This is a genomic window from Haloferax mediterranei ATCC 33500, assembly GCF_000306765.2.
GTDB lineage: Archaea > Halobacteriota > Halobacteria > Halobacteriales > Haloferacaceae > Haloferax > Haloferax mediterranei.
In genome coordinates this window covers 2,454,162-2,480,579 of record NC_017941.2, presented here as the reverse complement: position 1 = coordinate 2,480,579, position 26,418 = coordinate 2,454,162, and the positions used below count along the sequence as shown (strand labels likewise).

The following is a 26,418-nucleotide window of genomic DNA, read 5'->3' as shown; positions in this document are numbered from 1 at the left end:
ATTCTTCGTTCGTTGGCGTCTCATAGTTCTTCGTTCGTTGGCGTCTCATAGTTCTTCGTTCGTTGGCGTCTCATAGTTCTTCGTTCGTTGGCGTCTCATAGTTCTTCGTTCGTTGGCGTCTCATAGTTCTTCGTTCGTTGGCGTCTCATAGGGAGTATCGTAGTTGACCGAACGTTTCGCATTCTGGGAGCCGACACCGTGTTTCGATTCCCAAGCGGGAAATCCTTGCATTGCGACGATACACCCTTTCAATCGTCTACTGAGACGCAGTCGTGCGGTTGCTTTGCTGGCGTCTGCGTGTGGTTCCACTCCCCGTAGTGAACTAACTCGTCTCCGTCAATCCGCTCTCGCCACCCCTGTTTTTGAAGCACCGGTTCGTCGGGGAATCCGTCCTCGGGATAGCCAACACAGAGGTAGGCGATTGGTTGGATGTGGTGCGGAATATTCAGCACGTCACGGACTTCGTGGGGATAGAGAAACGAAACCCAGCCGACACCGATACCCTCGGCACGAGCGGCTAACCAGAGGTTCTGGACCGCGAGACACGTCGAATAGCGGTCCATCTCCTGCATCGTATTGCGGCCGAGGACGTGGGGGGCATCGCGAGTCGGGTCGCAGGTTACACAGATGTTCACCGGCGCATCGGTAATACCCTCTAATTTCAGCTCACCGAAGTCGGACTTTCGCGGTTCTTGATAGCCCTCACGCGCGGCAGCAATCGCCCGCTCAGCAATTCCTGCAATCTCGCGTTTCGTGTCGTCGTCTTCGATGACCACGAAGTCCCACGGTTGCGAAAACCCAACGCTGGGGGCGTGATGTGCAGCATCGAGTATACGCGCGAGCGCTATTTCGGGAATCGCCTCCCCGCTAAAACGTCTGATATCCCGGCGCGTATAGATGGATTTGTAGACGGCCTCCCGCTCGTCCGGTCCGAAAGCAACCATATTTGTGGTAGTCCAGCGATAGTTTCATATCTATTTTGATGGGACTACTGCGGGCGAAAGTAGCCACGGAATCACTACTGTGGCCAAAAATTGTTGGGACGGTGTTCAGTCCTGGTCGAGGTCGAGGTCGCCGCCCTCGAACTCGAATTTGTCGCCGTCGTGGTCGATGTCGAAGTCGTCGTTCTCGAACTCGACGCGTCCGTCACGGATTTCGATGTCCACGCCGCCACCAGAACGAACCTCGATGTCGACGCGACCGTCATCGCTGTCGAACTCCAGGTCGTCGCTGTCGACCTCGACGCGGTCACCACGGCGTTCGACTTCGAGGTCGTCTAGTTCAACGTCGAAATCCACGCCGTCGTCATCGGCGTCGATGTCAAGGCCACTGCCGCTGGCGAGGTCGAACTCGAAGTCTTGGTCGTCGCTGTCGACTTCGATACGGCCGTCGTCGAACTCGACGTCGAAGTCGTCGCTTTCGAGGTCGAGTTCGTCGCCGTCGTACTCGAATTCGAAGTCATTGGTCTCGACTTCTATGTCGCCGTCGGCGTCGATTTCGATGTCGAATTCGTCAGTCTGGATCTCGATACGGTTGTCGTTGAACTCGATGTCGAAGTCATCGCCTTCTATCTCGACGTTGTCGCCGTCGCTCTCGATTTCGAGGTCGCCACCGTGGGATTCAACGTCGTATTCGCCGTTTCTGCGTTCGATATCGAAGTCGTCACTGTCGACTTCGAGGTCGTCGCCGTCGTATTCGACGTCGAGCCCGAGGCTGCTGCCGCTGCGGCCCTCGACTTCAATCGAGTTGTCGTCGATATCAATGTCGACGTCATCACTATCGATTTCGACCCGGTCACCGTCGAGTTCGATTTCGATATCGTCACCTTCGATGTCGATGCGGCCGTCGCTTCTAAATTCGATATCGAAGTCGTTTCCCTCGACCTCAACACGGTCATTTCCGATTTCGACGTCGAAGTCGGACCGGTGACTCGCTGCGGCTGGCGCAGCTATCATCGACAGAACCATGCTAAGAATTAGCAAGGTGGAGAGAGGTTTGGTTAATCGCTTAGGTATCATTGTTTTTCACCTCTGCTCACGGGAAGCCGAAACAGTTTCAGAACAATAATGTACTGCAACTGATAGCAGCTCAAATTATTGATTCGCCACAGTTGGGGCTACAAACACTGTGAACAGCGTATACTAGTAAGCATTCTTAGAAGATATACTCTCGCTAACCAATGGGTGAGGGAGAAGAAGGTCGGTAACCAGCTATACTTTCGATAACTAATGGGTAAGACAGGTACCCAGTACGGTAATTCCCGAATTAGCGTTGAGGTATTCCCGAATTAGCGTTGAGGTATTCCCGAATTAGCGTTGAGGTAGTCCTCGCGGACGCGTATTCGTAATTGGTTACGTCCATCGTCGTTTGAATAATAAGCTGGTCTTGATGTCAGAAGGCCAACGTCAATACCGCTACTCAATGTATCCCATCTTGCGGAGATTCTCGAACACGTCCGAGTCGATTTCACCGCTGTCCTCGATGATTTCGAGTTCGTCTTGGTGCTGGACTCTGAGGGCCGACAGGAACTGAAGCGCCGTCCTAATTTTAAAGTGAATCTCCGAATCGTCCGCCTCCGCAAGGACCCCCTCTAGTAATGTTTCTATATTGTCAACAGTTGCACCTTTCATATTCGATATACCGTTACTATGTACATTAAGACTGTCGTACATCTCGATATAGTCGTTTGTCCTACTATGGCATTATTGTATGAAAATATACAATTAGTGCGGGGGTCGAGTATTCCTGACGGCCTAGTTGTTTCCGTTGATGATGTCCGAGACTCGTTGGCGGTCGAAGAGCCGTTCTGACTCGGGGATTTCCGCTGCGGACCCCGGCCATTCGCCGAACGTGTCGGGGTAGACCATCTTGGCGAGCGCCTCGGTTGCGAAGAGGTCGACGATAGGACCCATGAACTGCCCGGCGGTTCGGACGAGATTTTTCTCTTGAACGGCGGTCAGGTTCTTCGCGTTCTGGTTGTTCTCGAACGGTTCGACGATGGTGTTCACGAATTCCTCGTGCGTCAACGAAGTGAGACCACCGACTGCGCCGATGTAGTCCGGGTCGACGTCGAGCAGTTCTTCGTAGCCGATGGGACCGTCCGGAACGCGCCCCGCAAACGCGTCTCGCATCCCGAGGCGACGGTAGGTGAGCGTGTTGTTCTGGAGTGGATGGAGCGGTGCGATGCGGAACTTCCCGGAATCGGGGTTGACGCCGCGCCAGATTGCAGCGACAGTCGGCCGTTCGTCTTCGGGCGGAAGCTCCGATGTAATCTCAGACATGAAGTCGTCGTGAAGCGACTGCCACGCCTCGAAGCGGTCCTGTCGCTGGAAGATTTTTGCCCCCTTCTCGAATGCACCGTATAGGTCGTAGTACGGCTCGTTTTCGGTCACCGATGTGGAGGCGAACCGAATCGACGAGCCGAGGAACGGACCGACACTGGTGGAAATCTCGTCGAGGTCGGACTCGTCCCAGTTGGCATAGAACTTCAGCATCCGACGGTCGATGAGGTGGACATCGCAGTCCGCCGCGTAGAAGTTCTCCTTGTCGAACCCCGATTCGGAACCCTCTGCGAGCTTTGTAATCTCGCTCTCGTCGAAGGAGACTCCAGGGAGCAGCTCGTAGAATTTCAACGGTGCGCGCTTGAGACTCGCCGTCGCCGAGGGCTGTATCCCGAGTGCCATCCCGATATCCATCCAGACGCTGGGGATAGTTGCGTACGTTTCGGGGACCTCTTCGAAGGTGTACGACGGGTTCGGCTCGACCGTCACGGTGTACGGTTCGATACCTTCTTCCGTCTCAGAAGCGGTCGTATTCGTCGGTGTCTCCGTCTCCGTAGACTCGTTCGTGCTTGTTGTCGTCTCCGAGTTGGAGTTACTTCCCAGACAGCCAGCGAGACCAACGGCAATCAGACCTGCGCTACGAGAGAGTAGTTGACGCCTATTCGGCATGTGGTTTAGGCTGTCCTAAAACGTATTAGTGATTCCTGGCTTACGTTGAAACACACCGTGTTACGTGTATCACGGTGTGTTTCTATCACTACAATGTCATTTCCCTACAATCTCCTCACTGCAATCTCCTATAGAACTGTATCCTCTGGCCGGTCGTGTTTTCGATTCGGATGTTTAGGTCTCGCTGTTACTCGCACGCTGCTTGAGCGGGGTTGCTATCGCTTGGTACTCCTCGAGTACTTTCTGTGCCCACTCGACCACTTCAGGGTGCGTAGACCGTATGATGTCAAAGCCGCTTTGCTGTTCGCGGTCGACGGTCAGGAACACCGTCTCCTCGTCGATGAGGTCAATACTGCAAGGGACGCGATTCTCGACACAGTAGTAGACTACAGACTCGGTGGCGCCCTCGATCTCCTGCCACCGGTTCACTAAGTCCGAATCGGTGAGCATGGTTTCGGTAACATCGGCATCGAAGACGACGGTCGTCTCCGGCTCGTTTCCCGCCCGGACCGCCTCTTCGTAGGTGTACATTGGAAGGGTGATAAACGTCCCAAGGAAGGAGTCACAGGAAGATGCATTCTGAACGGCGTTCGCAACGACACGAGCCGCAGACAGCGGGTCCGCGCTCTCACCAGCCACCAGTTCACTGTCGGCGAGACACCGAAGGTCGAAGTCGAACCACTCCGTCGGCAGTCGCTCGACGATGTTGGGGTATTCGCTTCCGACCGACACAGTCCCGAGTAGTCGGCTGAAATCCGTGTACACAAGTTCCCCGAAGTTGGTGAGCGTGTACACGTTCTCCGACGTGTTTCGTGTAATCCATCCGCGGTCCGTTAAGTCACCGAGGATTCGACTAAGCGTTACTCGTGAAACGTTCATCCGCTCCTTCAGTTTATCGCGGGTACAAGGCCCCTGGTCAAGCAGTTCGAGAACGTGGACGCGGTGTTCCGAGCGAGTAAGGAATGCGACCGATTCAATCGCACTGTGCGACGGGCCTCCGTCGTTCCAGCCTCCCACCCGGTGCTCCGAATTTACTATCGGCATCTGAATGAAAGCGTATTATTTAGGGCAGCCTAAATTAGTTTCTACACGCGAATTGCTCCGACACCGCTGGCGCTGTTTAGGCTCGATTGCTCACATATTACAGGCCAAAACGGGACCAAAGTCGGAGCCACGATAGTTCCTGTCAGTGTCTCTACTCCGTCTCTACTGCGATCAAAAATCACTGGGACGGTGCTCAGTCTTGGTCGAGGTCGAGGTCGCCGCCCTCGAACTCGAATTCGTCGCCGTCGTGGTCGATGTCGAAGTCGTCGTTCTCGAACTCGACGCGTCCGTCACGGATTTCGATGTCCACGCCGCCGCCAGAACGAACCTCGATGTCGACTTCACCATCATCGCTGTCGAACTCTAGGTCGTCGCTGTCGACCTCGGCGCGGTCGCCGTCGCGTTCGACTTCGAGGTCGTCTAGCTCCACGTCGAAGTCGACATCGTCATCGTCGGCATCGATATCGAGGCCACCGAAGCCATTGTTCGAGTCGAGGTCGAACTCGAAGTCTCTGTCGTCGCCGTCAACTTCGATGCGACCGTCATCGAACTCGACGTCGAAGTCGTCGCTTTCGAGGTCGAGTTCGTCGCCGTCGTACTCGAAGTCGAACTCATCGGTTTCGACCTCGACGTCGCCGTCAGCGTCGATCTCGACGTCGAAGTCGTCACCCTCTATCTCGATACGGTCGTCGTCGAACTCGACATCGAAGTCGTCGCTCTCGATTTCGATGGTGTCGCCATCGCTCTCGACCTCGAGGTCTTCGTCGTTGGTTTCGATGTCGTGTTCGCCGTTTCTACGTTCGATGTCGAAATCGTCACTTTCGACCTCGAGGTCCTCGCCGTCGTACTCGACGTCGAGCCCGAGGCTGCCACCGCTACGGCCTTCGACCTCGATCGAGTTGTCGTCGATATCAACGTCAACGTCATCGCTATCGATTTCGACGCGGTCACCGTCGAGTTCGATATCGAGATCGTCATCTTCGCCTTCGATGTCGATCCGACCGTCGTCTCTAAATTCGATGTCGAAGTCGTCGCCTTGAAGCTCGACACGGTTGTCTCCAATCTCGACATCGAAGTCGGACCGGTGACTCGCTGCGGCTGGCGCAGCTATCACCGACAGCACCATACTGAGCACTAGTAGAGTGGAGAGAGGTTTGAGTAGGTATTTAGTTATCATTGTGTTCACCTCTGCTCACGGGAAGCCGATAGCTTCAGAATCAAATCATGCTGCAATTGACAATTGCTCAATTCATTGATTCGTGGCTTACAGACACTGTGAACAGCATATACTAGTACGTATTATCAATCGATATATTCTCGCTAACCACTAGGTGATGAAGAGGAAGGTTGGTAACCAGCTATACTCTCGATAACTAATGGGTGACGAAGGTACCCATATGGTTACTGGTCAGTAACGCACCGGCTAGTTTTGCGTGGTGAGCGTGACCACCGCTGAGATTGGCTTGCAACCTTTCCGGAAAAGACTCTCTGTGTGGTGTCGACATCTTGAACCTCACCGCTCTGTTACCCCACCGCAATGGACGCATCCGCCGGTACCTTGAACACAGCGAGCGTCGTTCTCGTTGGGAAGACCAGTTGGGTCGCTCCGGTTGCAGTGGCCCTGCAAACGAGTACCGAGGCGACCGTACGGATGGAACCGACCGCCGAGGATGCGCTCGAAGCAGTCCGGTCGCAGGCCATCGACTGCGTTATCACGGAGTACGAACTGGATGAATCGACGGGGCTCGAACTGCTCGCGCGGGTTCGTGAGTACGCTCCCACGCTTCCCGTCGTGTTGTGTACTGCCGGGGGAAGTGAATCACTCGCCAGTGACGCGATTGCCGCCGGGGTCGACGACTATATCGCACTCTCGTCGTCGGATACGGTCGATCCGGAGCACGTTCTCTCGCGGGCCGAACGCTGTCTTCGTGATACCCGGCGAACTGGGACCCGCCGCGAGCGAGCACGACAGTTTGATGCCATCTTTCACGACTCGCGAACCGCGACGTGGGTGCTCGACGCCGACGGCAACCTCGCTCGCGTGAACCGGACCGCACAGGAGATGGTCGACCGTGGCGTTGAGGAAGTCGTCGGGCGGCCGTTCTGGGAACTCCCGTGGTGGACCGACTCCGCTGGTACGCGGGAAGACGTGAAACAAATCATCGACCCCGCGCTAAACGGCACGTTCGGGAACGCGGTCGTCACCCGCCCCGACGCGGATTCGGTGCAGGTCATCGAACTCTCCGCACGGCCGGTTCACTCCGAGCGCGGTGAACTCGTTTCGGTCGTTGTCGAGGGAGTCGATATCACCGACCGAGTCGACCTCGAACGGGACCTTCGACAGTCCGAAGAACTCCACCGCGTCACGCTCAACAACATGACCGACACCGTCCTCATGACCGACGAGGCAGGTGAGTACACCTACGTCTGCCCGAACGTTCACTTTATCTTCGGCTACTCAGCCGACGAAATTCGCGAGTTGGGCGGTATCGACGAACTACTCGGCGAAGACCTGTTCGACCGCGACGAACTCGCGTCCGAGGGCGTGCTCAAGAACATCGAATGCACCGCGACTGACAAACTCGGCCGGGAACACACGCTGTTGGTGAACGTCCGTGAAGTCTCGATTCAGGACGGGACGCTCCTGTATAGCTGTCGTGACATCACCAAACGAAAGCAACGCGAAGAAGCGCTGGCGACTCTTCAGGAGACGGCGCGCGATTTCCTCTATGCGGAGACGAAACACGAAATCGCCCAGCACGTCGTCGACGACACCGCCGGGGTACTCGACGTGGACGCGAGCGCCGTCTACCTGTTCGATGCGAAGGCGAACGACCTCCGGCCAGTGGCCAGTTCGCCCGAGATAGAGCGAGTGAACGGACCGCTCTCGGTCGTCCACGCGGACACTGAAACACTTCCCAGTCACAGTTTCGTCGAAGACGAGGCGTTGTTTTTCGATGACGTACACGACGCCCAGAAACTCGAAAATAGAGCGACTGACCTCCGAAGCGCGGCGTACGTTCCGCTCGGCGAACACGGCGTGTTCGTCGTCGGGTCGCCCGATGTAGCGGTCTTCGACGACGTCGCCCGCGAACTCGTCGACCTGTTGGCCGCTACCGCCGAGGCGGCACTCGACAGGGTCGCTCGTGAGAGCACGCTGCGCGAGCAGGACCGAGAACTGCAACGTCGAAACGACCAGTTGACGGCGCTAAACCGAATCAACGAGACCATTCGCGAAATCGACCAGGCACTGGTGCAGGCGGAGACGCGCGAAGAAATCGAACACACGGTCTGCGAACTCCTGACCGCCGACGACAGGTTCGACTTCGCGTGGATTGGCACTGCCGATTCGGCGACTGGTACGCTCGAACCCCGCGCGTGGTCCGGTGCCGAACAGGGCTATCTAGATAGTGTGATGATTCAGCAAGCGCAGTCCGGCAGCGAGCCATCGGTCCGAACGGCGGCAACACAGCAGATGGTGATGGTCACCAACGTCGCCAGCAAACTCAGACAGGAAGAGTGGCGAAAGCACGCGCTCTCGCGTGACTTCCTGTCGGTACTAAGCATCCCGCTCGTGTACAACGAATTCTCCTACGGCGTGCTGACAGTCTACGCAGACAGCCAGCACGCGTTCGACGAAACCGCCCAGGCGGTCTTGGGCGAACTCGGTGAGACGATCGCCTCAGCCACGAGTGCACTCGAACGGAAAAACGCACTCCTCACAACGTCTTTGACCCGCCTGGAGTTCGGAATCGACGACTCGACGTTCGTTCTCTCCAGACTCGCGGCACAGGCTGACTGTTCGGTCTCGTATCAGGGGGGTGTCCAACAGACTGCGGACGGGACATTCGTGTTCGTCACCGTTGACGGCACGTCCGTCAAGGCGGTCGAACGGGCAGCCGCAGACATTCTCGCTGTTGACGATGTCCAGCGAATCTCCGCCGACGGCACCGGTGGGGTACTGAGACTCCGCCTCTCGCAGCCGTTCTTGGCGCTCGAACTCGCAGACCACGGCGCGGTGCTCCGGAGCGCAACCGCCGACACAACGCGCACGACAGTCGTCATTGACGTTCCCGAGAGCGTCGACTTACACCACGTCACCGACTTAGTCAAACGAGCATTCGCGGTCGCCGAACTCCGTTCGAAGCGAACGTTTGACCAGTCGAAGGCGCAGACGGCCGGGCCGAAGTTCTTCGAACGATTGACCGAGCGCCAACTCGAAGTGCTCCAGACAGCGTACTACAGCGGCTTCTTCGAATCCCCGCGAGAGAACACCGGCGAGGACGTCGCCGACATGCTCGACATCTCGCCGCCAGCGTTCTATCAACATGTACGCACAGTGCAACGAAAGCTGTTCTCGACGCTGTTCGAAGACGCCAGTATCCCGGCATCCACTGACTCTTTATAAAAGAGTTGAATAACTAGGTAGAACTTCTGCAACTACTTCGTTATTCAACGTGTAAATACTCCCTTATACAATTGATATCTGTTTGCAGAGCGCGGTCGGCACGAGTTCGGCGCGCTCAGATATCTATGAGAGATGTTCCAGCGAACCCCGATAGCGAACGGCCGTACGAGTGCTTCCAGTGCGGGACGATTATCGTCGCAGAATCGAACCCCGGAACCTGCCCCGACTGTAGCGGTCGACTCCGGAACCGAGGAACGCCACTCGAGTAATGCAGACATCTGAACCTGAAGGGTCGTCCCCTAACACCGCGGAGGCAGCGTCTCAGTCCTCGGAGCCGAAGCCAGCGTCGGAGTCGGCGCTCGAAACGGCACGGCGACAGCTCTACCGCGCCGCCGACCACCTCGATATCGACCCAAACGTGGTCGAGCGTCTCAAACACCCGGAAGCAGTCCACGAGGTGACCGTCCCAATCGAGCGCGACGACGGGTCTGTTTCGGTCTACACCGGCTACCGAGCCCAGCACGACAGCGTCCGCGGTCCCTACAAAGGTGGCCTCCGCTATCACCCGGGTGTGACCCGCGATGAGTGCGTCGGGCTTTCGATGTGGATGACGTGGAAGTGCGCCGTGATGGACCTCCCCTTCGGCGGCGCGAAAGGCGGTATCGCGGTCAACCCGAAGGACCTGACCCTCGACGAGAAAGAACGGCTCACTCGACGGTTCACACAAGAGATTCGAACCATCATCGGGCCGATGAAGGATATCCCGGCACCGGATATGGGGACCGACCCGCAGACGATGGCGTGGGTGATGGACGCCTATTCGATGCAGGAAGGCGAGACGGTCCCCGGCGTCGTGACGGGCAAACCGCCGATTGTCGGTGGGAGCGAAGGCCGTGATACCGCACCCGGTCGCTCGGTTGCCATCATCGCCCGCGAAGCCATCGACTACCTCAGTTGGGATATCGAAGACACCACGGTCGCCGTGCAGGGCTTCGGTTCCGTCGGTGCCCCCGCTGCACGTCTGCTCGATGATTACGGCGCGAATGTCGTCGCCGTCTCCGACGTGAACGGCGCAATCTACGACCCCGACGGACTGGACACGCACGCAATTCCGACTCACGAAGAAGAACCCGAAGCCGTGATGACGCACGACGCGCCGGAGACGTTTTCGAACGAGGAACTCCTCGAACTCGACGTCGACGTGCTCATCCCGGCGGCGGTCGGCAACGTCTTGACCGCCGAGAACGCCGACGACGTACAGGCGAACCTCATCGTCGAGGGTGCTAACGGGCCGACGACGAGTGCGGCCGACGCCAACTTCGCCGAGCGTGGGGTTCCGGTCATCCCGGATATTCTCGCCAACGCTGGCGGCGTCACCGTGAGCTACTTCGAGTGGTTGCAGGACATCAACCGGCGGACGTGGTCCCTCGAACGCGTCCACGACGAACTCGAAACGGAGATGCTGAACGCGTGGTCGGTCGTCCGCGACGAATACGAGTCGCGCGACGTCCCGTGGCGCGATGCGGCGTACATCGTTGCACTGTCGCGGATTGCGGCAGCACACGACGCGCGCGGGCTCTGGCCCTGATTCGTCGGCCTCCGTAGTTCTGCACTCGTCGACCACGTTGCGGAGGTTGTCGCCGAATATGTTCGGGACAACACCCTCAATGGAGGGTCGAGAACCGGGAGATGCATGTCCGATACGACACTCGACGTTCGCGAGTTACCTCCCGCAGAGCGCCATCCGAAGATTCACAGCGCGTTTGACGACCTCGAAAGCGGCGAGGCGCTCACGATTCTGAACGACCACGACCCGAAGCCGCTGTTCTACGAAATGCAGGCCGAGGTCGATGCATTCGATGCCGACAACTACGCCGTCGAGCAGCGCGGCCCGGCAGAATTCGCTGCGACGTTCCCGAAAAAATAGTCGCAGTCGTCGGCCCGAGCGCCGCGAGACAGTCCGTCGGCGCACACTCTTCACCGTACTCCTTCGACGTATATCGTGCACACCGTGAGTGGCGAATATGTTCGGAGGCACCTGTACAGTCCAGCGGTTCGTCCACTAGTGTATGAACAATCTCCTCGCGAAAGTCGAAGCGTCCCGGCAACCGCCGATGACAGTCCCGCTTCGCCACTTTCTCGTCGCCCTCGGTCTCCTCCTGTTTGGGGTGGCCATCGGACTCGGCATCGTCTTGGATGTCATCTCCGGTGGCAGCACGCTCGCGCATGTTCATCTCCTGCTTACGGGGTGGGTTTGTGTGACCATCATGGGCGCGATGACGCAGTTCGTTCCGGTCTGGTCCGGCGTCGAACTTTACTCTCAGCGACTTTCGACCGTTCAGTTGTGGTTGGTGACCGGTGGTTTGGTCGGGTTCGCCGTGAGTCTCCTTCTGGGTGAGTTCGCATGGACGCCCGTGTTCGGTGCCGCGATGCTCCTCGGCTTCTGGGTCTTCGCGTACAATATCGGCCGAACGCTTCGGCGGTGCAGTGAGTACGACGTGACGGAGCGACATTTCGCTCTCGCACTCGGATTTTTCTTGCTCGTCACGACGTTTGGGTTCCTTCTCGCGCTCGGGTTCGTCTATCCCGTCTTTGCGACACTTGGCGTGACGCGAGGGGCCGTCATCGAGTCACATGCGACGCTTGCTGTGTTTGGTGCGGTCGTGACGACAATCGTCGGCGCGCTCTACCAACTCGGTCCCATGTTCACGCAGACGGAACTCGGTCGTATCGATAGTTGGCTCCAGCGGGTCGAGGAAGTCGGATACCCCGTCGGTGTCCTGCTCCTCGCAACCGGACGACTCGTCGAGTTCGCGTCGCTCGCTCGGGTCGGCGGGCTTTTCGTCACACTCTCACTGCTCGGCTTTAGCGTCGTGTTCGGGCGGCGACTCTACGAGTCGTCGGTCGGCTGGAACCCGATGCTCGCTCGGTATGCAGTCGCCGCACCGGCACTCGCAGTCTGGGGACTGCTCACGCTTCCGTCGTGGCTCGCGAACCCGCTCGCCCGCGACACGTTATTCGGCGCGCCAGCCACAGTCCACCTCTTTGCCGTCGGCTTCGTCGGCTTCGTCATCTTCGGCACCTTGTACCACGTCGTCCCGTTCATCGTCTGGGTTCACCGCTACAGCGACCGACTCGGATACGAGTCGGTCCCGATGGTCGACGACCTGTACAGCACTCGCCTCGCCACGCTCGATTTCGGACTCCTCGTCGGGGGGAGCGTCGTACTCGTCGCGGCCGATTTATTCGCGCTTCCGACCGTGGCGACCGGACTGGGAAGCGCCTTCATTCTCGTCGGCGTCGCGTTGTTCATCACCAACGTGTTGTCGGTCATCCGAACGCACAGCCCTCACTCGTTGTTCGGCGTTCTGGTTACGACCCTGTTCGAAGACGCCGAACCGGGGCACGATTCGACTGACTCGGTCGACACGAGGTGACAATTTCCCTGCCCGGCAGTTCCGAACCGGTTCGGCTGAACACTTACCCGCTCGCTGGACTACAACCCACTCATGGCTGAACATACCTCCCTCGACGAACTTCCAGAAGAGACGCACGCAGAGGTCTTCGAAGCACACAGGCCCCGAACGGTCAGGCTCACCCTCGAACAAGGTGAGAAAATCCCTGCACATACCCACCCGGGGATGGATATCGTCCTCCACCTCGTCTCGGGCCACCTCGAACTGTCTCTTGACGACGAGACAGTCGACGTACATCCGGGGGAACTCGTTCAATTCAGCGGCGAACGCGATATCTCGCCCCGCGCAGTCGACGACAGTACGGCGGTTCTCGTGTTCGCGCCAGCCCCCACCTCTGAATAACCGCCTTTTGGTGTGGGAACCAGTCCCCGAAACATCCCGACCTCAGTGTTAGAACGGCGATTGGAGGTTGCTCTCTCCGAATCCGTCAACGTCGAGTTCACCCTCGTTCAGTCCCTCCATCGCGTCCTCGTCCGTAGCGGACAGTCTGTCTTCGTCTGCCGACCCTGAACCGACCGACTCCGAGTCACCGACTGTCGTCTCTAATTCCTTGAGTTGCTCGTTGATTACCTCGCTTTGGTGGTGCATCTGCGAGACGCGAACGCGGACGAGGTCGTAGTCGTGGCGCTCCGAGAGTCCGTTCCACGCTCGAAAAGACCCGACGATGAGTGTAGTCGTCTGCGGGCAAAACGGCGTCGTCGGCGTGAATTCGGCTCGCAGCACCGAGGGGTCGTCGCGCTCTTCCGCGTAGCGGTAGCCCGCACCCTCGTGCCGCGTATCGAGATTCAATCGGGCGAGGTTGTAGTTGAAGGTCATATCGTACACCGTCCGCTCGTCGAACAGGTCGCGGGTAATCTCGTGGAACGCGACGTGCTCGTCGCCGGTGAGGACGCGGTGTCCGTCGAGGAACTCGTCCGGTTCGGGGATGTGCTCGGGGACGAACTCGTCGTACTCGTCGAAGAGTTCGTCGTCGCTTCCGCCGCCGAACGGTGAGGGGAATCCGATCATACCTGTATCGACGGTCGGACGGACCCTATGGGTACCCCCGGACATGTTCACCGGGATGGGGAGAGAAGAAGCAGCGAGAATCGAAGGAACAGCACCGAGGTGGGAATCGAAGGAACAGTTTCACTGCCCGATACGGGCGGTTGTCACCTACTCAGGGTTTGGGTCGAAGATTTCGGGGTCTTCGGGCCCCTCTGCTCTGATAACTGCCATACAACCCTTGCGTGTGACACGGGACAGTGAGTGGTCGACGAGTTTGAAGTCACCCGGAACTGGCGAACTCATTGTCGCGACTGTCGTACTTCCTGGCGGCACGAGCCGCGTCTGGATGTGCGTCTGTGGGTCCGTACTCAGCGACCCATCGGGGTAGAGCGTCTCCCAGACGCTGCCGATGGGGTGGAAGCTACTGGAGAGGTTCGGCCCGCCGTCGACGAAGAACACCCGAACCGTCTCGCCGGTGTTGACGGTCGCTGCGGGGCCGCGTCCGGCGTCGGTCCACGCGTACTTTTCACCGTTCATGACGACGTACGTCGGTTCTTCGTTCCGCATCGCTTCGAAGTCGAAGTTGTGCTTTCCTTTCTTGCCCGCCTTCTTGTCGGTGTACAGTTCGTGCTGTCCGATGTAGACCTCTTTGTCGACTTCCGGAAGTCCCTCCGGCGGTTCGACGAGGATGAGTCCGAACATCCCCGCGCTGATGTGCATATCCATGTTCGGCACCGCACAGTGGTAGATGTACGCACCGGGATAGGTCGCTTTGAACCGGATTTTCACTGTCTCACCGGGGTTCGTCATCGTCGCTTCCGCGCCGCCACCGGGACCGGCGACCGCATGGAAATCGACGTTGTGCGGCATGGAGTTCTCTTCTGGGTTCTCGAAGGTCAGGTTGACCGTGTCGCCCTGCCGGACGCGGATAAACGGTCCCGGTACCTGCCCGTTGTAGGTCATGTAGGTGAACGTGACTCCCTCTTCCACCTCGGCTGTCACCTCCTCTGGACGGAGCGTTACGTCCACTTCGGTGGGTTCGCTTCGGGTAATCGGGTCTGGGATATCCGTCGGGTTAGCTGCGACTTGCTCCACGATTTTCGGGCTCTCTTGTTGCGCCGGGGTTGGTTCTTCAGTTTGGTCGAGCGATTGTGCCGCGGTCGGTGCCTCAGAGGCACACCCTGCGAGTGATGCGACACCGCCGAGACCGAGTAACTGTAACGTCCGTCTTCGGGTTGTTGATAGCATTGTCGTCTCCCTCCAGTTGAATCGAGGAGTTTTCGACGGGTATAATCAAACACCGATTTCACCGTTGAGAGATGCTGTGCGAACATATTCGGTGAAGATTGGACGTACGTTTCCTACTGGTGGACTTCTAATCACATACTGAGAAGACTCTGCGGAAGGATTGTTTGATTAGTGGCTATTTTCTCCATATATTTCAAACACCTCCATTTTCATGTATCGTGACCGAATGTGGTTGCCCGGTCGATTTCTTGCAGTACTCACTCGTCGGGTTCTGCCTGCCAGATTGCGGTGACGACGCCGTCGTCGTGTTCGGCGGTTCGATACGAGAACCCGCGGTCCTCAAGTTTCGGATAGAGGAACTGCGGCGCTCGGTCGTTGAGTTGGACGAACACCGTCTCGGCGTCGAGTTCCACCAGCCGGTTCATCGTCTGTTGAAGTGGTTCCGGTGGGGGGAGTTCGCGCGCGTCGAGAAAGTCGACTGTTCGTCTGTTCGGTGCACCAACTTCGTCGAGGTACGCATCGGTATCCATGTTCAATCGATGGTCCTGCACCTGCAGGTAGTTCACCCCGAACTGGTTCGCCCGGGGTCTCCGTCACGGGGGCGAATATATTCGGGATGCGACTCTCTTGCTGTGGGAATGAACTAGCCCTATAATGAGACCGACGGCGCAACCGGCAACGCGAGAACCGTCCGAAACGTTCCGCTCGGAGCGCGGTGACGACTGCCCTGTCCAGAACGACTCATGACTCGACCACAACGCCCACCGAAATCCGCCGCACCGGACCCGTCGAACATCGATACGACGCAACGACCGTTCGTCCTCATCTGGGAGGTGACGCAGGCCTGCCATCTGGCCTGTAACCACTGCCGGGCGGACGCGAATCCGCTGCGTCATCCCGAGGAACTGACGACCGAAGAGGGCAAGCGACTGCTCGACCAGGCGAGCGAGTTCGGACCGGGACAACTTGTCGTCCTCTCCGGGGGTGACCCGCTCACACGCCCGGACCTCACGGAACTCGTCGAGTACGGGACGAAACAGGGGCTTCGAATGACGTTGACGCCCAGTGGGACAACGTCGTTGACGCCGGAGACGGTCAGCCAACTGGGCGACGCGGGAATCAAGCGTCTCGCGTTGAGCCTCGACGGCGGGTCCGCATCGGCACACGACTCTTTCAGAGGTGTCGACGGGAGCTTCGAGCAGACGGTCCAAGCGGCACGGGCGGCCCGCGACGCCGGTATTCCGCTTCAGATAAATACGACCGTCTGTGCCCAAACGGTCGACGAACTACCAGCCCTTCGCGACCTCGTGGCGGACCTCGGCGCGGTGCTGTGGTCGGTGTTTTTCCTCGTTCCCGTGGGTCGCGGCCGCGTCCTCGACCCGCTGACTCCTGACCACGCCGAGGAGGTTATGGAGTGGCTCTCGGCGGTGAGCGACGACGCTCCCTTCGGCGTGAAGACGACCGAAGCACCACACTACCGGCGCGTCTCGATTCAACAGCGGCGGGATTCTATCGACGCCCCGTCGAACGACGGCATCGGTCGGCGGCTCGGCATCTCCGCAGGCGACGGCTTCGCGTTCGTCAGCCACACCGGTGAGCTGTTCCCGTCTGGCTTCCTCCCGAAATCGGTCGGGAACGTCCGCGACGGCGGACTCGTCGAGGGATACAGAGAAAGCGAGTTGTTCCGAGCGCTCCGCGACCGCGACAACCTCCGCGGAAAGTGCGGGTCCTGCGAGTTCCGCCACATCTGCGGTGGAAGCAGGTCACGTGCCTACGCCCACACGGGCGACCCGCACGCGAGCGACCCGCTCTGTGCGTACGTCCCCGAGGGATACACCGGTCCTATGCCGACTGGACGAGCGAGTAGCGACTGATGAGACTGGGTACGAACATGTTCGGGATAATCGATTGCATCGGTCGACACTGACGAGCAAACGATGACGCACGAACGTACACTCACGCGACGGCGCTTTACCGCACTCGCTGCAACCGCATCCCTCTCTGCGACACTCGCCGGTTGTACGGGTTCGAACAGTAGCGCATCGGCTGACTCGGGCCAGAACCAGGCCGAGTCCGAACCGGCTGCGACAACGGAACCGGCGGAGTCCGGCGGAGACAGCGCTGGCGGGGACGCAGCGAAACAGTCCTTCGACGGGTGGTTCGACGGCGTCAAGAACTACGACGGCGTCGTGGACAAGACCGGTTCCGACACGGTTACGGTCGATGTCGGGGTGGAGGCCAACGGCGGGGCGTTCGGGTTTGGTCCCGCCGCTATTCGCGTCTCGAAGGGAACGACCGTCGCTTGGGAATGGACCGGCGACGGCGGGTCACACAACGTCGTCGAGACGGACGGGGCGTTCGAATCCGAGATGGTCGGCGATTCGGGCCACACGTTCGAACACACCTTCGAGGAAGCGGGGACGTTCACGTACTCCTGTGTCCCTCACGAGACGCTCGGCATGAAAGGCGCGGTGGTCGTCGAGTAGGCAGCGTCCGAATCGAGTGTTCCTGAGGGTCGCTCTTCAGTGACCGGCCTGTCCCTTCTCTTTTCGCCGTTCCAGTTTTCCGCGTTCCGGATTGCTTTCGTGACCCTCGTTCGCCGGTACTGCGGCAACCCGTGAGGGATGCTCAGTGAGTGGAGTGGCTCTCCTCCAGTCGGCTGTTCTTGGTCAATGCCAATGTAGACTCACGTCGTGGTGCTAGTTCTGTAAGGCCCCCTCGCGCCTCCGAAGATACTCTCGATGCGAGAATAGAGGCCGACTGCTGTTCGGCATAGCGGTCACTCAGCATGAGTTTGCCTCCACGTCGCATCAAAAAAAGACGCTCTTATGTAGAGCTGAGGAACGACCGTGTAGTTACGGTGAACGAGCCGAAATCATGAGGTTATGCCTCAGACTCAGCCAGCGTTCGGTGGAATGCTTCGCCAGCTCGTTGATCTTGGATTGTTCGAGTTGGACACCGAGCCGCTCGATGCCGTCATTGAGCGGCGACTCAAGGAGTTCTGGGAGTATACCACGTGTCCTCGCTGCGGCCACCCCAGCATTCACACGTGGGAGTCGTCCGACCGCGTTATCTGCCGAAACTGCGATTTTAAACCGGTCTACACCTATGGCACGCCCTTCCACGAGAAGCACCTCACCACCGGAGAGGTGCTTCTCGCGTACCTCCTCTATGCAGACACGTTGCTCAGTATCTCTCAAATCGCGGTTGTGCTCGACAGGGCGTACAAGACCGTCTATTACGCGATTCGAGAGGTGGAAGCCGCGGTCACGCGCGGCTTCCCCCTCGTCTGGGAGCAATTCCAACACTCCATCTCGGGCCCAACGCAAATCGACGAATCGAGCACGGTCTGTTCAGGCTACAAAGGCCAAGACCCGCCGCGGACCAGTCGGTACCGCGGCGGGTCGTCCCGATCGGGGCGCTCACGATGGAAGGGCCGTCACGGAGACCAGATAACGCTCGTCGCGGCGTGCCGCGACGTGCTTCGGGTGATTCGCGGTCACCTTGGAATCAGCTACCAGGGAGACCTCGAACCGGTACTGCAAGAGGCTGAAGACCTCTCCCAGCGGCTGGGAGAGGTCTGGACTGATGGACTCCAAGCGTATCGAGAGATGGAGTACGACCACCGAACCGTTATCCACGACGAACGGTACGTTTCGGCCGACGGCGTCCACATCAACCAAGTCGAGTGCCTCTTCTCGCTAGTCAAACCGTGGCTGCGGAAGTTTCGCGGCCTGTCCAAGCAGGGCTTGGAGCAGGCCGCTCACACCTTCGGGCTCATTCGCTCGCTGAATCTGGTCGGCGCATCCCTCGAAATCGTCGTCGATTGCCTTGCTACGGGGTCACTCCACAGTTCTACATAAGAGCGAAAAAAGAAGTCTGACGAACCGCGTTCTCAGTCGTCGCCGAGGATACCCTCGGCCACGGCCATGTCTTCGACGCTCGGGTCGTCCGACGACTCACGGAGGACGAACCGTTTTCTGACGAGGTCGGCGGCGTAGATGACCGTCCCGAGAATCATGAGCGTGTCACCGGGGAGTCGCGCCCAGAACAGCGTCTGAATAATCGGCTGGTTGTAGAAGGCGAGGCTCCGGGCGGCGGCGTAGCTTCCGGTAAACGCCGTCTCCAACTGGAGGAATCCGACCGGGAGCACCGAGACGAACACCATCAGTACGAGACCGACGTTCCAACACCAGAACGCGGCGCGGAGCCACGACCCGTCCCAGCGCGCGGGGTCGATAGAGAGTTGGAGCATGTACGTGACCATCCCGAGCGCGAGGAACCCGAACGCGCCGAACATCGCGGCGTGGGCGTGTCCTACGGTGAGATACGTCCCGTGTTCGTAGTAGTTGATGAGCGGGAGGTTGATGAAGAATCCGAGGACGCCCGCGCCGACGAAGTTCCACACACCGCTTGCGATGATGAACATGAACGGCAGGCGGTACGGGAAGTTCTCGCCGGTCGACATGGTGCGGTACTGGCCGAGTGCCTCATAGAGGATGAACACCAGCGGGATGAGTTCGAGCGTCGAGAAGACGCTTCCGAGCGGGACCCACATATCGGGCATCCCGACCCACCAGTAGTGGTGCGAGACGCCGATGATGCCCGTCCCCATCACGAGGAGCGCCTGCAGCATGACCGCTTTCTCGGCGCTCCGGCGCGAGAGGAGATTCATCGACACCAGCGTCAGGCCGACGATGGCGACGATGAAGAACTCGAAGGCCCCTTCGACCCACATGTGGACGACCCACCAGCGCCAGAACTCCGTTACGGCGATGTTCGTATCGGGGGTAAAGAGGAACCCGGCGGTGAACAGGAGGGCAATCGAGCCACCGGCGTACAGAATCATGTGCGCCAGTCCGTACACCGGTTCTTTGTCCAAGAGTGGCTTCAACCCGCGAACCGCGAGTCCGGCCCAGATGAGGAAGCCGGCGAGGATACCGAACTGCCAGAGCTTCCCGACTTCGAGGTATTCGAGACCTTCGTTGCCGAGAATCCACCAGAGCGGTCCGTCGATGTAGCCGTTCGCGCCGAGCCAGATACCACCGAGACCGCCGAGGGTGACGACGACGATAGCACCGAGCAAGCCGTTGATGTACGTCGACTGTTTCCGTGGTTCATAGCCGGTCAAGAGCGGTGGCAGGAACAACCCGGCCCCGAGCCACGTCGCGGCAATCCAGAGGATGGCGAGGTCGATATGCCAGGTCTTCGCAATCGAGAACGGAAGCAGTTGCAGGATGTGGATGCCGAATAGCGTCTCGATACCGAAGAACCCGGCCCGTTCGATGTAGAAGTGCGCGAGTAACCCACCGAGGAGTACTTGCGCGACGAATAACCCCGCTGCCACCGGGATGAACCGGAGTGCTGCCCGCTGGCTCGGGAAGATACTCACCTCTCCCGGCTCGGGAACCGAAATCCCCTCCGCGGACGGTTCGGGGAGTTCAACCGACTTGTAGAGCCAAATTCCGAGCCCCGCGCCGGCGACGAGAAGCACCATGGCGATGACGCTCCACGTCATCGAGGCGGCCGTTGCGTCGTTCCCGGCACCGGGTTGGTACGGCCAGTCGTTCGTGTAGGAGTGGGTGCTCCCGGGTCGGTCGGTGTGCGAGAACCACGCCGTCCACATGGCGAAGTCGGCGAACTGTTCGGCTTCGGCCTCACTGTCGATCATTCCGACGGGGACGCCGCGCTCGTGGTCGCCCTCGTGGTAGCGCTGAACGTACTCCTGGCGGACCTGTTCGTGGGCGTATCGCTCCGCTTCGGAGTACTCGATAGCACCGCCTTCGTACGTGCCGTCGAGGTCCTTTTCGACGACATCGGCGATGGCGGCCTGCGTCGCGGAATCGAGCGCGCTGTACGATTCGCCGTGGCGCTCTTGGGCGTAATAGTCCCGCATGTACTGGACTTTCAATTCGAGCGCGTCGGCGGTGTAATCCACACCGTAGTACGCCCCGTTGCCCAGTATCGACCCGTGGTTCATCAGGCCGTTTTGTTGGAAGACTTTCTTTCCGTCTCTAATCTCTTCGCCGTTGACGATGACCTCGCCGTCGGGACCGACAACCTTCTCCGGAATGGGCGGTGCCTCCTGGTATGCAAACCAGGCACCGGCACCCATCACGACGAGGTTGAAGATGAACACGACGGCGATCACCTTCGCGATGGTCTTACGCTTGAGTTCCATACAAGATGTGGTTCGAAGGCTACCTATAGGGTGCATACGACAGTTCTCGTCGTCCGTCAGGCGGGTCGAACATGTTCGCCTTTGCGCTCTTTGGTTGGTGTGCCGTTACTTCAGACTGTGATGAGCTCCCCAGATGAACACGGAGAGAGCAGCGGGAAAGCAACCGACGCGGGCCACGACCACGACGAACCGGACCCGGTAACGGAGCGGCGACACGACAACTCGTGGTCGGCGAACCTCGAAAAACCGCAGCACGCCGCCGACCGCGACCTCGTCGTCGAGCAGGCACTCGATGCAATCGAACACACGGTTCCCGGCAACCACGTCAACCTCGTCACACACGGCGACCACGGCCACCCCCGGACGTACCTCTACGACGCGCTCTCACAGCACTGTGACACAGCAATCGAGTTCGAGTACATCCAACAGTGCGGTTGCGGTGGACACGTCACCCGTGTCTACGTTGCCTAATTGCGCTGGAGCAGAATTGAGTCAGCGATTGTTCGACGGTTCGTGTCGAGTTATGTCACTGGTTTTGTAGCGAGCCGTCCCCGTTTACTCTGATTTTTGCTTCGGGTACGACTCACCGTCGTTGCCGCGGTCCTTGAACCAGAGGAACGCGCCGAAGAGCGCCGGCGAGGTGATTGCGGCACCGAACGTTCCGGCCAGTGCCAGTCCACCGAGTCGCTCCGTCTCCGGGTCGTCGAACGGTTCGGCGACCTGCGCGTTGGAACCGCCTTCGTCGTCGCTCACGACGACTGCGCCCTTCATACCGAGCGTCTCGTGCGGCGTACACGCGTATCTGTACGTCCCCGTCTCGTCGAAGGTGTGTTCGAACGTGTGCCCGCTGTCGCTGACCAGTTCGGATTTGAAGCTCCCGTCCGTCGCCGCGACGTTGTGGGACCCGCCGTTGCCGGTCCACTTCCAGACGACGGTCGTCCCCTTGGAGACGCGAATCGCCGCCGGCCCAAAGCCAAATGCCCCGTCGTTCGCTTGGGTCCCGACTTCGACCGTCACCCGCTTCAGTCCGGTCTGACCTTCGACGCCGTCGAAGTTCGACGTGTTTTCGAACCATGTGTTGAGGTCGACGTCCTCTCCGCTGGATTGCTCGGCAGTCTCTTCAGTTTCCTCCTGCTCCGTCTCTTCGCTCGACTGCGTCGTCGCGGCCGACCCTGCCGCGGCGTTGCCGACGACGATTGCCCCTTTCATCCCCAAGGCTGCGTGGGGAGAACAGACGTACTTGTAGACGCCCTCGCTGTCGAAGGTGTGTTCGAACGTGTGGCCCGCATCGCCGACGAGTTCACTCCCGAACGAGCCGTCGTCGGCCGTCACGTCGTGAACGCCGCCTTTCCCGGTCCACTCCCAGACGACGGTCGTGCCGGGGTCGACGCGAACTGCCGCGGGGCCAAACCCGAATGCGCCGTTGTTCGCCTGCGACCCGACAGTGACCGTCACCGACGACGACCCGGTCTTGTCGACGATGCCGTCGTAGTTCGAGGTCTTCTCGAACCAACTGTCGAGGTTGGCACCGCTCGCCTGCGCTTGCGCGGTCTCCGCGACGCTCCCCAGTGCGGACCCGGTGACGACAGCGCCGCCAAATAATCGTAGTACGTTTCGTCGTCCGAGCGTCGGGTTTGTGGAGTCGTTTGTCGTCATGAATGGTACCGCGGCGAGGATGGTGGGCAACCTCGCTCGACACCTGAACTGTTGGGCTATACATGAATACCCGAACCGGTTGTTCCCGAAACGTGGAAATATCCCGAACATGTTCGCGAATGTTTTTGTCTCGGTAGGGGGAAAGGACCATATACAGATGCCCAGGGCAACACTTTCTCTCAGTCTCCCCGACGTGGTTTGGGTCTCCGACCTCTCCAGTCGGTACCCCGACGCCGAGTTCACCGTCCTCGCAGCCATGCCCGCCGAAGAGACGGGTGTCGGACTCGTCGAGATACACGCGGACGATATCGAGCCAATCGTTACGACAATCGACGAGTACGACTCGGTCGTCTCGGTGACGATTCTCGAAGCGCAACCCGACCAAGCGTTGGTCCAGTTCGAGACGACCGAGCCGTTGTTGATTCTCACCTTGAGTGAGGTCGGCATCCCGCTCGAACTCCCGATTACGATTGTCGATAGCGAGGTTATCGTCGAGGTTACGGCACCCCGAGAGAGCCTCTCGGAGTTAGGAAAACAGCTTACCCAGTTCGGTATCCCGTTCGACCTCGTCTCGATTCACCAGTCGGTCAGCACGGAGTCGCTTCTCACCGACGACCAGTACGACCTCCTCGAAACGGCAGTCTCGGAGGGGTACTACGACACGCCGCGTACGTGTACACTCACAGCACTGGCCGACACCGTGGGTCTGGCGAAGTCGACGACGAGCGAAAAACTCCACCGTGCCGAGGGAAAAGTCATGAAAGCGTTCCTCACGCGGGACGACATCACGTTAGATTGAGTGTGCCGCCAGGCCAACGCTTCCGTAGTCGTGGTTCTCTGCTATTTCGTTGTCTCGCTTCCTGACTACTCCCGCTGTCCCGTCTCCTTCCTGACTTCCGACCAGAGTTGTGAGAGCTGGTCTGACGCCGACCGCGACGGCGAAGAGACTGACAGGTCGAGTTCGCCCGAAGTATGTGTCACAACCACTTCGTCGAACCCGAGTGCGTACTGCGCGGCCTCCCGTTTGTCGCCGCGCTTATCGAGTAACCCGGCGTCGACCATCTGTTCGAGTTTCCGGTACACTGTCGACCGGGGAAGGTTACAGGTATCCGCGATTTCGCTGGCGGTCATCGGACTGTCGAGGTGTCTGAGGACTGTCCGACACTGCTGACTCGTGAGCGCGTCGAACACGGTCTGAAAATCCGGTTCGAGCGCGTCAGAGAGAGGGTTCGTAGACATCGACTCAGTTCCTCGGGTGTACGGGTGTACTCTGCTCGCAATCCATATCGCGCTGTCGGTATATCCTCAGCTAGTGGGAAAGGTGTGTGGTCCAGTGGCGTAACACGCCGAACGATTGGCCGTCGGTTCTGACAGGTAATCTCACTTGACCTGTTTTCCCTCTCGGAATGTATCGTCGCCCCCGAACATGTTCGAATTATTCCTGAGGCCTGGGAACAGACGAGCGTTATACCGATACCCTGGGCTAACGACCGGTTGTAATGAGAAAATACGTCGGTGCACCCGGTTCGACGATGTCGCGTCGCGAGTTCCTCGCTGCGACCGGCGGGGCAGGTATCTTTGGTCTCGCTGGCTGTACTGCGCCCACGAACGAAGATTCGAATGCAGCAGTCGGTACCGATGATACAACGACGGCGGCAACTGACAACTCGGCGCTGCCGTACACCAGCCCGCCCGAGGTGGTTCAGGTTGACGACCAGGGCGGCAAAGTGACGCTCAAGAGCGCACCAGCACGCCACGCCGTCCACCCCGGCGAGTCGATGGGCGGCCCTGTCGAGTTACCGCAGGTGTGGGCATTCAGTGCTGACGACGGTGACCCGAGCGTTCCCGGTCCGATTCTCCGGACGACCGAGGGCAACGACATGGAAGTGACGCTCGATAACACCGACGGGATGCGCCCTCACACGGTCCACTTCCACGGTGCGCAAAAGGCGTGGAAGGACGACGGCGTACCGACGACGACGGGTATCCGCGTCGACCCGGGCGAGAAACACACCTACACCATCCCGGCGAACGTTCCCGGCACCCACCTCTATCACTGCCACTACCAGACCCATCGCCACATCGAGATGGGGATGTACGGTATCTTCCGTGTCGACCCGAAGGGCTACGAACCGGCCGACAAGGAGTACTTCATGACGGTTAGAGACTGGGATTCGCGGCTTCCCCGGCAGATGGCTGGCGAGGACGTGAGCTACGACCCGCGTAACCGCAAGCCCGACGTGTTCACCGTCAACGGGAAGAGCGCCCCGCGGACGCTCCACCCCGAAGATGGCTCACCGATTATCGTCGAACACGGCGACAAAGTCCGGCTTCACTACGTCAACGCGGGCTACATGAGCCACCCGATGCACATCCACAACCACCGCTTCCAACTCGTCGAGAAGGATGGTGGGGTCATCCCCGAGGCCGCGCGCTACGAGGAAGACGTGACGAATATCGCACCTGCGGAGCGCCATACTATCGAGTTCACTGCCGACTCAGAGCCGGGTATCTACCTGATGCACTGCCACAAGGTGAACCACGTGATGAACGGGGACTTCTACCCCGGCGGCATGCTCGGCGGCGTCGTCTACAAGGAAGCGATGAAGAGCGATATCTTCTCGCAACTGATGGACTACGCGGGCTACGAACCGCAATAACTCGCGGGGACTGTCCCCCGAGTCGTTCATTTTTGGCAGCCATACCCATCTACGTGAAGCGTCCGAGGGAGGGGTTCACGGGCTTTCGAGGGTGTGGTGGGTCGCTTTTTAGGAAACGAGAGTGGAGATGCTACTCAACAGAGGGACCAGAATCACGACTCCCGAGATAGCGGCCGCCCGTCGGACTGTGAGGTCGTGTACATCGTGAATTGCATACGTAAGTATGTAGCCAATCCACAGGTATCCAACGAACCCAGTCACGGTGTTGAGCAGGACGAGCCACTCCGGAAGCTGCGTTTGTGTCGGCGTAGTGGTTGGGAGTCCACCGGTGAGGTGAAGAACCCAGACCGTCGCTGTCGAAATCGTATTCACGAGTAACAGCGGCAACGCAACCCAACCAACAGTCACCACAGTGCTCGTAACCGAGCCAACGCCACCGGCCACTCGTGAGAGGATGTACACCAAGGCGGTCGAAACGACCCAGATACCGGCCGCGCCGATTCCGCCGCCGAGCAGGACCGCGACGACTTGGATACCCACCGAGAAGTCGGCGTCGCTGAACTGCGACAGGAAGGGGAGACCACTTGCGACGGCGACGACCCCGGTGAGATACAGGATGAGTACAGCGCCAGCGAACGAGGGCGTGTGCTGTTCGAAAAACTCGCGTGGGGCAAAAAGCGGTGTGGAGGGCATTACTGACTGATTGTATTGTCAACCAATTATCTATTTGGGTGGTCGGGAACCAATCACTACCAGTGATAGCAACCTACACAACGCTCAGAGCCGCTTGTCATAAAGATTATCAGCT

Annotated in this window: 25 protein-coding genes; 12 read left to right on the top strand and 13 right to left on the bottom strand. The window is 59.2% G+C overall.

All coding sequences use genetic code 11. The annotated features are described in order from the left end of the window. Positions 1-248: 248 nt before the first annotated feature. The 6 genes from bluB to HFX_RS12625 all read right to left on the bottom strand — a co-directional run bounded on the left by bluB (position 249) and on the right by HFX_RS12625 (position 6,108). On the bottom strand, positions 249-944 hold the full coding sequence (gene bluB / locus HFX_RS12650; protein WP_004059581.1) for a 5,6-dimethylbenzimidazole synthase: 696 nt from the start codon (positions 942-944) through the stop codon (positions 249-251). A gap of 105 nt (positions 945-1,049) precedes the next feature. Beyond that, positions 1,050-1,955 carry a DUF4097 family beta strand repeat-containing protein gene (locus tag HFX_RS12645; RefSeq protein WP_014732452.1) on the bottom strand — a complete coding sequence of 302 codons (906 nt, stop codon included), beginning with the start codon at positions 1,953-1,955 and terminating at the stop codon, positions 1,050-1,052. 459 nt (positions 1,956-2,414) lie between these two features. After that, on the bottom strand, positions 2,415-2,630 hold the full coding sequence (locus HFX_RS12640; protein WP_231512870.1) for a hypothetical protein: 216 nt from the start codon (positions 2,628-2,630) through the stop codon (positions 2,415-2,417). 123 nt (positions 2,631-2,753) lie between these two features. After that, complete coding sequence (locus tag HFX_RS12635; protein WP_004059584.1) at positions 2,754-3,950, bottom strand: ABC transporter substrate-binding protein; 1,197 nt, start codon at positions 3,948-3,950, stop codon at positions 2,754-2,756. Between the two features lie 174 nt (positions 3,951-4,124). After that, positions 4,125-4,994: a helix-turn-helix transcriptional regulator gene (locus HFX_RS12630; RefSeq protein WP_269321946.1), complete on the bottom strand. Its 870-nt coding sequence runs from the start codon at positions 4,992-4,994 to the stop codon at positions 4,125-4,127. Between the two features lie 193 nt (positions 4,995-5,187). Further along, positions 5,188-6,108, bottom strand: coding sequence for a putative sodium/potassium/calcium exchanger (locus HFX_RS12625; RefSeq protein WP_231512872.1), 921 nt, complete (start codon positions 6,106-6,108; stop codon positions 5,188-5,190). A gap of 423 nt (positions 6,109-6,531) precedes the next feature. Between HFX_RS12625 and HFX_RS12620 the strand changes: the two genes are divergently transcribed. The 6 genes from HFX_RS12620 (at position 6,532) to HFX_RS12600 (ending at position 13,220) form a co-directional block, all read left to right on the top strand. Next, positions 6,532-9,402 carry a bacterio-opsin activator domain-containing protein gene (locus HFX_RS12620; RefSeq protein ID WP_004059587.1) on the top strand — a complete coding sequence of 957 codons (2,871 nt, stop codon included), beginning with the start codon at positions 6,532-6,534 and terminating at the stop codon, positions 9,400-9,402. A 125-nt stretch (positions 9,403-9,527) separates the two neighbouring features. Next, complete coding sequence (locus tag HFX_RS19730) at positions 9,528-9,671, top strand: rubrerythrin-like domain-containing protein (protein WP_004059588.1); 144 nt, start codon at positions 9,528-9,530, stop codon at positions 9,669-9,671. After that, a complete protein-coding gene (gdhB, locus tag HFX_RS12615; protein WP_004059589.1) occupies positions 9,671-10,990 on the top strand; it encodes a glutamate dehydrogenase GdhB in 1,320 nt (439 codons plus the stop codon). The genes HFX_RS19730 and gdhB overlap by 1 nt, the downstream gene beginning before the upstream one ends. Before the next feature lie 105 nt (positions 10,991-11,095). After that, positions 11,096-11,329 carry a DUF2249 domain-containing protein gene (locus tag HFX_RS12610; RefSeq protein ID WP_004059590.1) on the top strand — a complete coding sequence of 78 codons (234 nt, stop codon included), beginning with the start codon at positions 11,096-11,098 and terminating at the stop codon, positions 11,327-11,329. A gap of 142 nt (positions 11,330-11,471) precedes the next feature. Then, on the top strand, positions 11,472-12,839 hold the full coding sequence (locus HFX_RS12605; RefSeq protein ID WP_004059591.1) for a heme-copper oxidase family protein: 1,368 nt from the start codon (positions 11,472-11,474) through the stop codon (positions 12,837-12,839). A 72-nt stretch (positions 12,840-12,911) separates the two neighbouring features. Beyond that, positions 12,912-13,220 (top strand): cupin domain-containing protein, encoded by a 309-nt coding sequence (locus HFX_RS12600; protein ID WP_004059592.1) that lies wholly within the window; start codon positions 12,912-12,914, stop codon positions 13,218-13,220. Between the two features lie 48 nt (positions 13,221-13,268). Here the strand turns inward: HFX_RS12600 and HFX_RS12595 are convergent, their stop codons facing one another. The 3 genes from HFX_RS12595 to HFX_RS12585 all read right to left on the bottom strand — a co-directional run bounded on the left by HFX_RS12595 (position 13,269) and on the right by HFX_RS12585 (position 15,643). Continuing rightward, entirely contained in the window at positions 13,269-13,886 is a 618-nt protein-coding gene (locus HFX_RS12595) for a hypothetical protein (RefSeq protein ID WP_004059593.1), read from the bottom strand. A gap of 147 nt (positions 13,887-14,033) precedes the next feature. After that, entirely contained in the window at positions 14,034-15,113 is a 1,080-nt protein-coding gene (nirK, locus tag HFX_RS12590) for a copper-containing nitrite reductase (RefSeq protein WP_004059594.1), read from the bottom strand. Positions 15,114-15,370: 257 nt separating this feature from the next. Then, positions 15,371-15,643 carry a DUF2249 domain-containing protein gene (locus HFX_RS12585; protein WP_004059595.1) on the bottom strand — a complete coding sequence of 91 codons (273 nt, stop codon included), beginning with the start codon at positions 15,641-15,643 and terminating at the stop codon, positions 15,371-15,373. A 213-nt stretch (positions 15,644-15,856) separates the two neighbouring features. Here HFX_RS12585 and HFX_RS12580 point away from each other — a divergent pair, with 213 nt between their 5' ends. From HFX_RS12580 to HFX_RS12570, 3 genes are all read left to right on the top strand, one after another. Next, positions 15,857-16,987, top strand: a complete 1,131-nt coding sequence (locus HFX_RS12580; protein ID WP_004059596.1) for a TIGR04053 family radical SAM/SPASM domain-containing protein — start codon at positions 15,857-15,859, stop codon at positions 16,985-16,987. Between the two features lie 63 nt (positions 16,988-17,050). Then, on the top strand, positions 17,051-17,599 hold the full coding sequence (locus HFX_RS12575; RefSeq protein WP_004059597.1) for a halocyanin domain-containing protein: 549 nt from the start codon (positions 17,051-17,053) through the stop codon (positions 17,597-17,599). A 399-nt stretch (positions 17,600-17,998) separates the two neighbouring features. Then, positions 17,999-18,976 (top strand): IS1595 family transposase, encoded by a 978-nt coding sequence (locus tag HFX_RS12570; RefSeq protein ID WP_014732722.1) that lies wholly within the window; start codon positions 17,999-18,001, stop codon positions 18,974-18,976. Between the two features lie 32 nt (positions 18,977-19,008). Here the strand turns inward: HFX_RS12570 and HFX_RS12565 are convergent, their stop codons facing one another. Further along, positions 19,009-21,294: a nitric-oxide reductase large subunit gene (locus HFX_RS12565; RefSeq protein ID WP_004059598.1), complete on the bottom strand. Its 2,286-nt coding sequence runs from the start codon at positions 21,292-21,294 to the stop codon at positions 19,009-19,011. Between the two features lie 120 nt (positions 21,295-21,414). Here HFX_RS12565 and HFX_RS12560 point away from each other — a divergent pair, with 120 nt between their 5' ends. Then, the gene (locus HFX_RS12560) at positions 21,415-21,765 is read left to right on the top strand and encodes a CGCGG family putative rSAM-modified RiPP protein (RefSeq protein WP_004059599.1); all 351 of its coding nucleotides are present in this window, start codon (positions 21,415-21,417) and stop codon (positions 21,763-21,765) included. Between the two features lie 84 nt (positions 21,766-21,849). On the opposite strand, the gene HFX_RS12555 is transcribed toward HFX_RS12560, so the two are convergent. After that, positions 21,850-22,950, bottom strand: coding sequence for a halocyanin domain-containing protein (locus tag HFX_RS12555; protein WP_004059600.1), 1,101 nt, complete (start codon positions 22,948-22,950; stop codon positions 21,850-21,852). Positions 22,951-23,107: 157 nt separating this feature from the next. Between HFX_RS12555 and HFX_RS12550 the strand changes: the two genes are divergently transcribed. Continuing rightward, entirely contained in the window at positions 23,108-23,749 is a 642-nt protein-coding gene (locus HFX_RS12550; protein WP_004059601.1) for a helix-turn-helix domain-containing protein, read from the top strand. Between the two features lie 65 nt (positions 23,750-23,814). Here the strand turns inward: HFX_RS12550 and HFX_RS12545 are convergent, their stop codons facing one another. Continuing rightward, entirely contained in the window at positions 23,815-24,189 is a 375-nt protein-coding gene (locus HFX_RS12545) for a winged helix-turn-helix domain-containing protein (RefSeq protein WP_004059602.1), read from the bottom strand. Between the two features lie 260 nt (positions 24,190-24,449). Here HFX_RS12545 and HFX_RS12540 point away from each other — a divergent pair, with 260 nt between their 5' ends. Then, the gene (locus HFX_RS12540) at positions 24,450-25,610 is read left to right on the top strand and encodes a multicopper oxidase domain-containing protein (RefSeq protein ID WP_004059603.1); all 1,161 of its coding nucleotides are present in this window, start codon (positions 24,450-24,452) and stop codon (positions 25,608-25,610) included. 108 nt (positions 25,611-25,718) lie between these two features. Here the strand turns inward: HFX_RS12540 and HFX_RS12535 are convergent, their stop codons facing one another. Continuing rightward, on the bottom strand, positions 25,719-26,303 hold the full coding sequence (locus HFX_RS12535; protein WP_004059604.1) for a YIP1 family protein: 585 nt from the start codon (positions 26,301-26,303) through the stop codon (positions 25,719-25,721). Positions 26,304-26,418 lie beyond the last annotated feature (115 nt).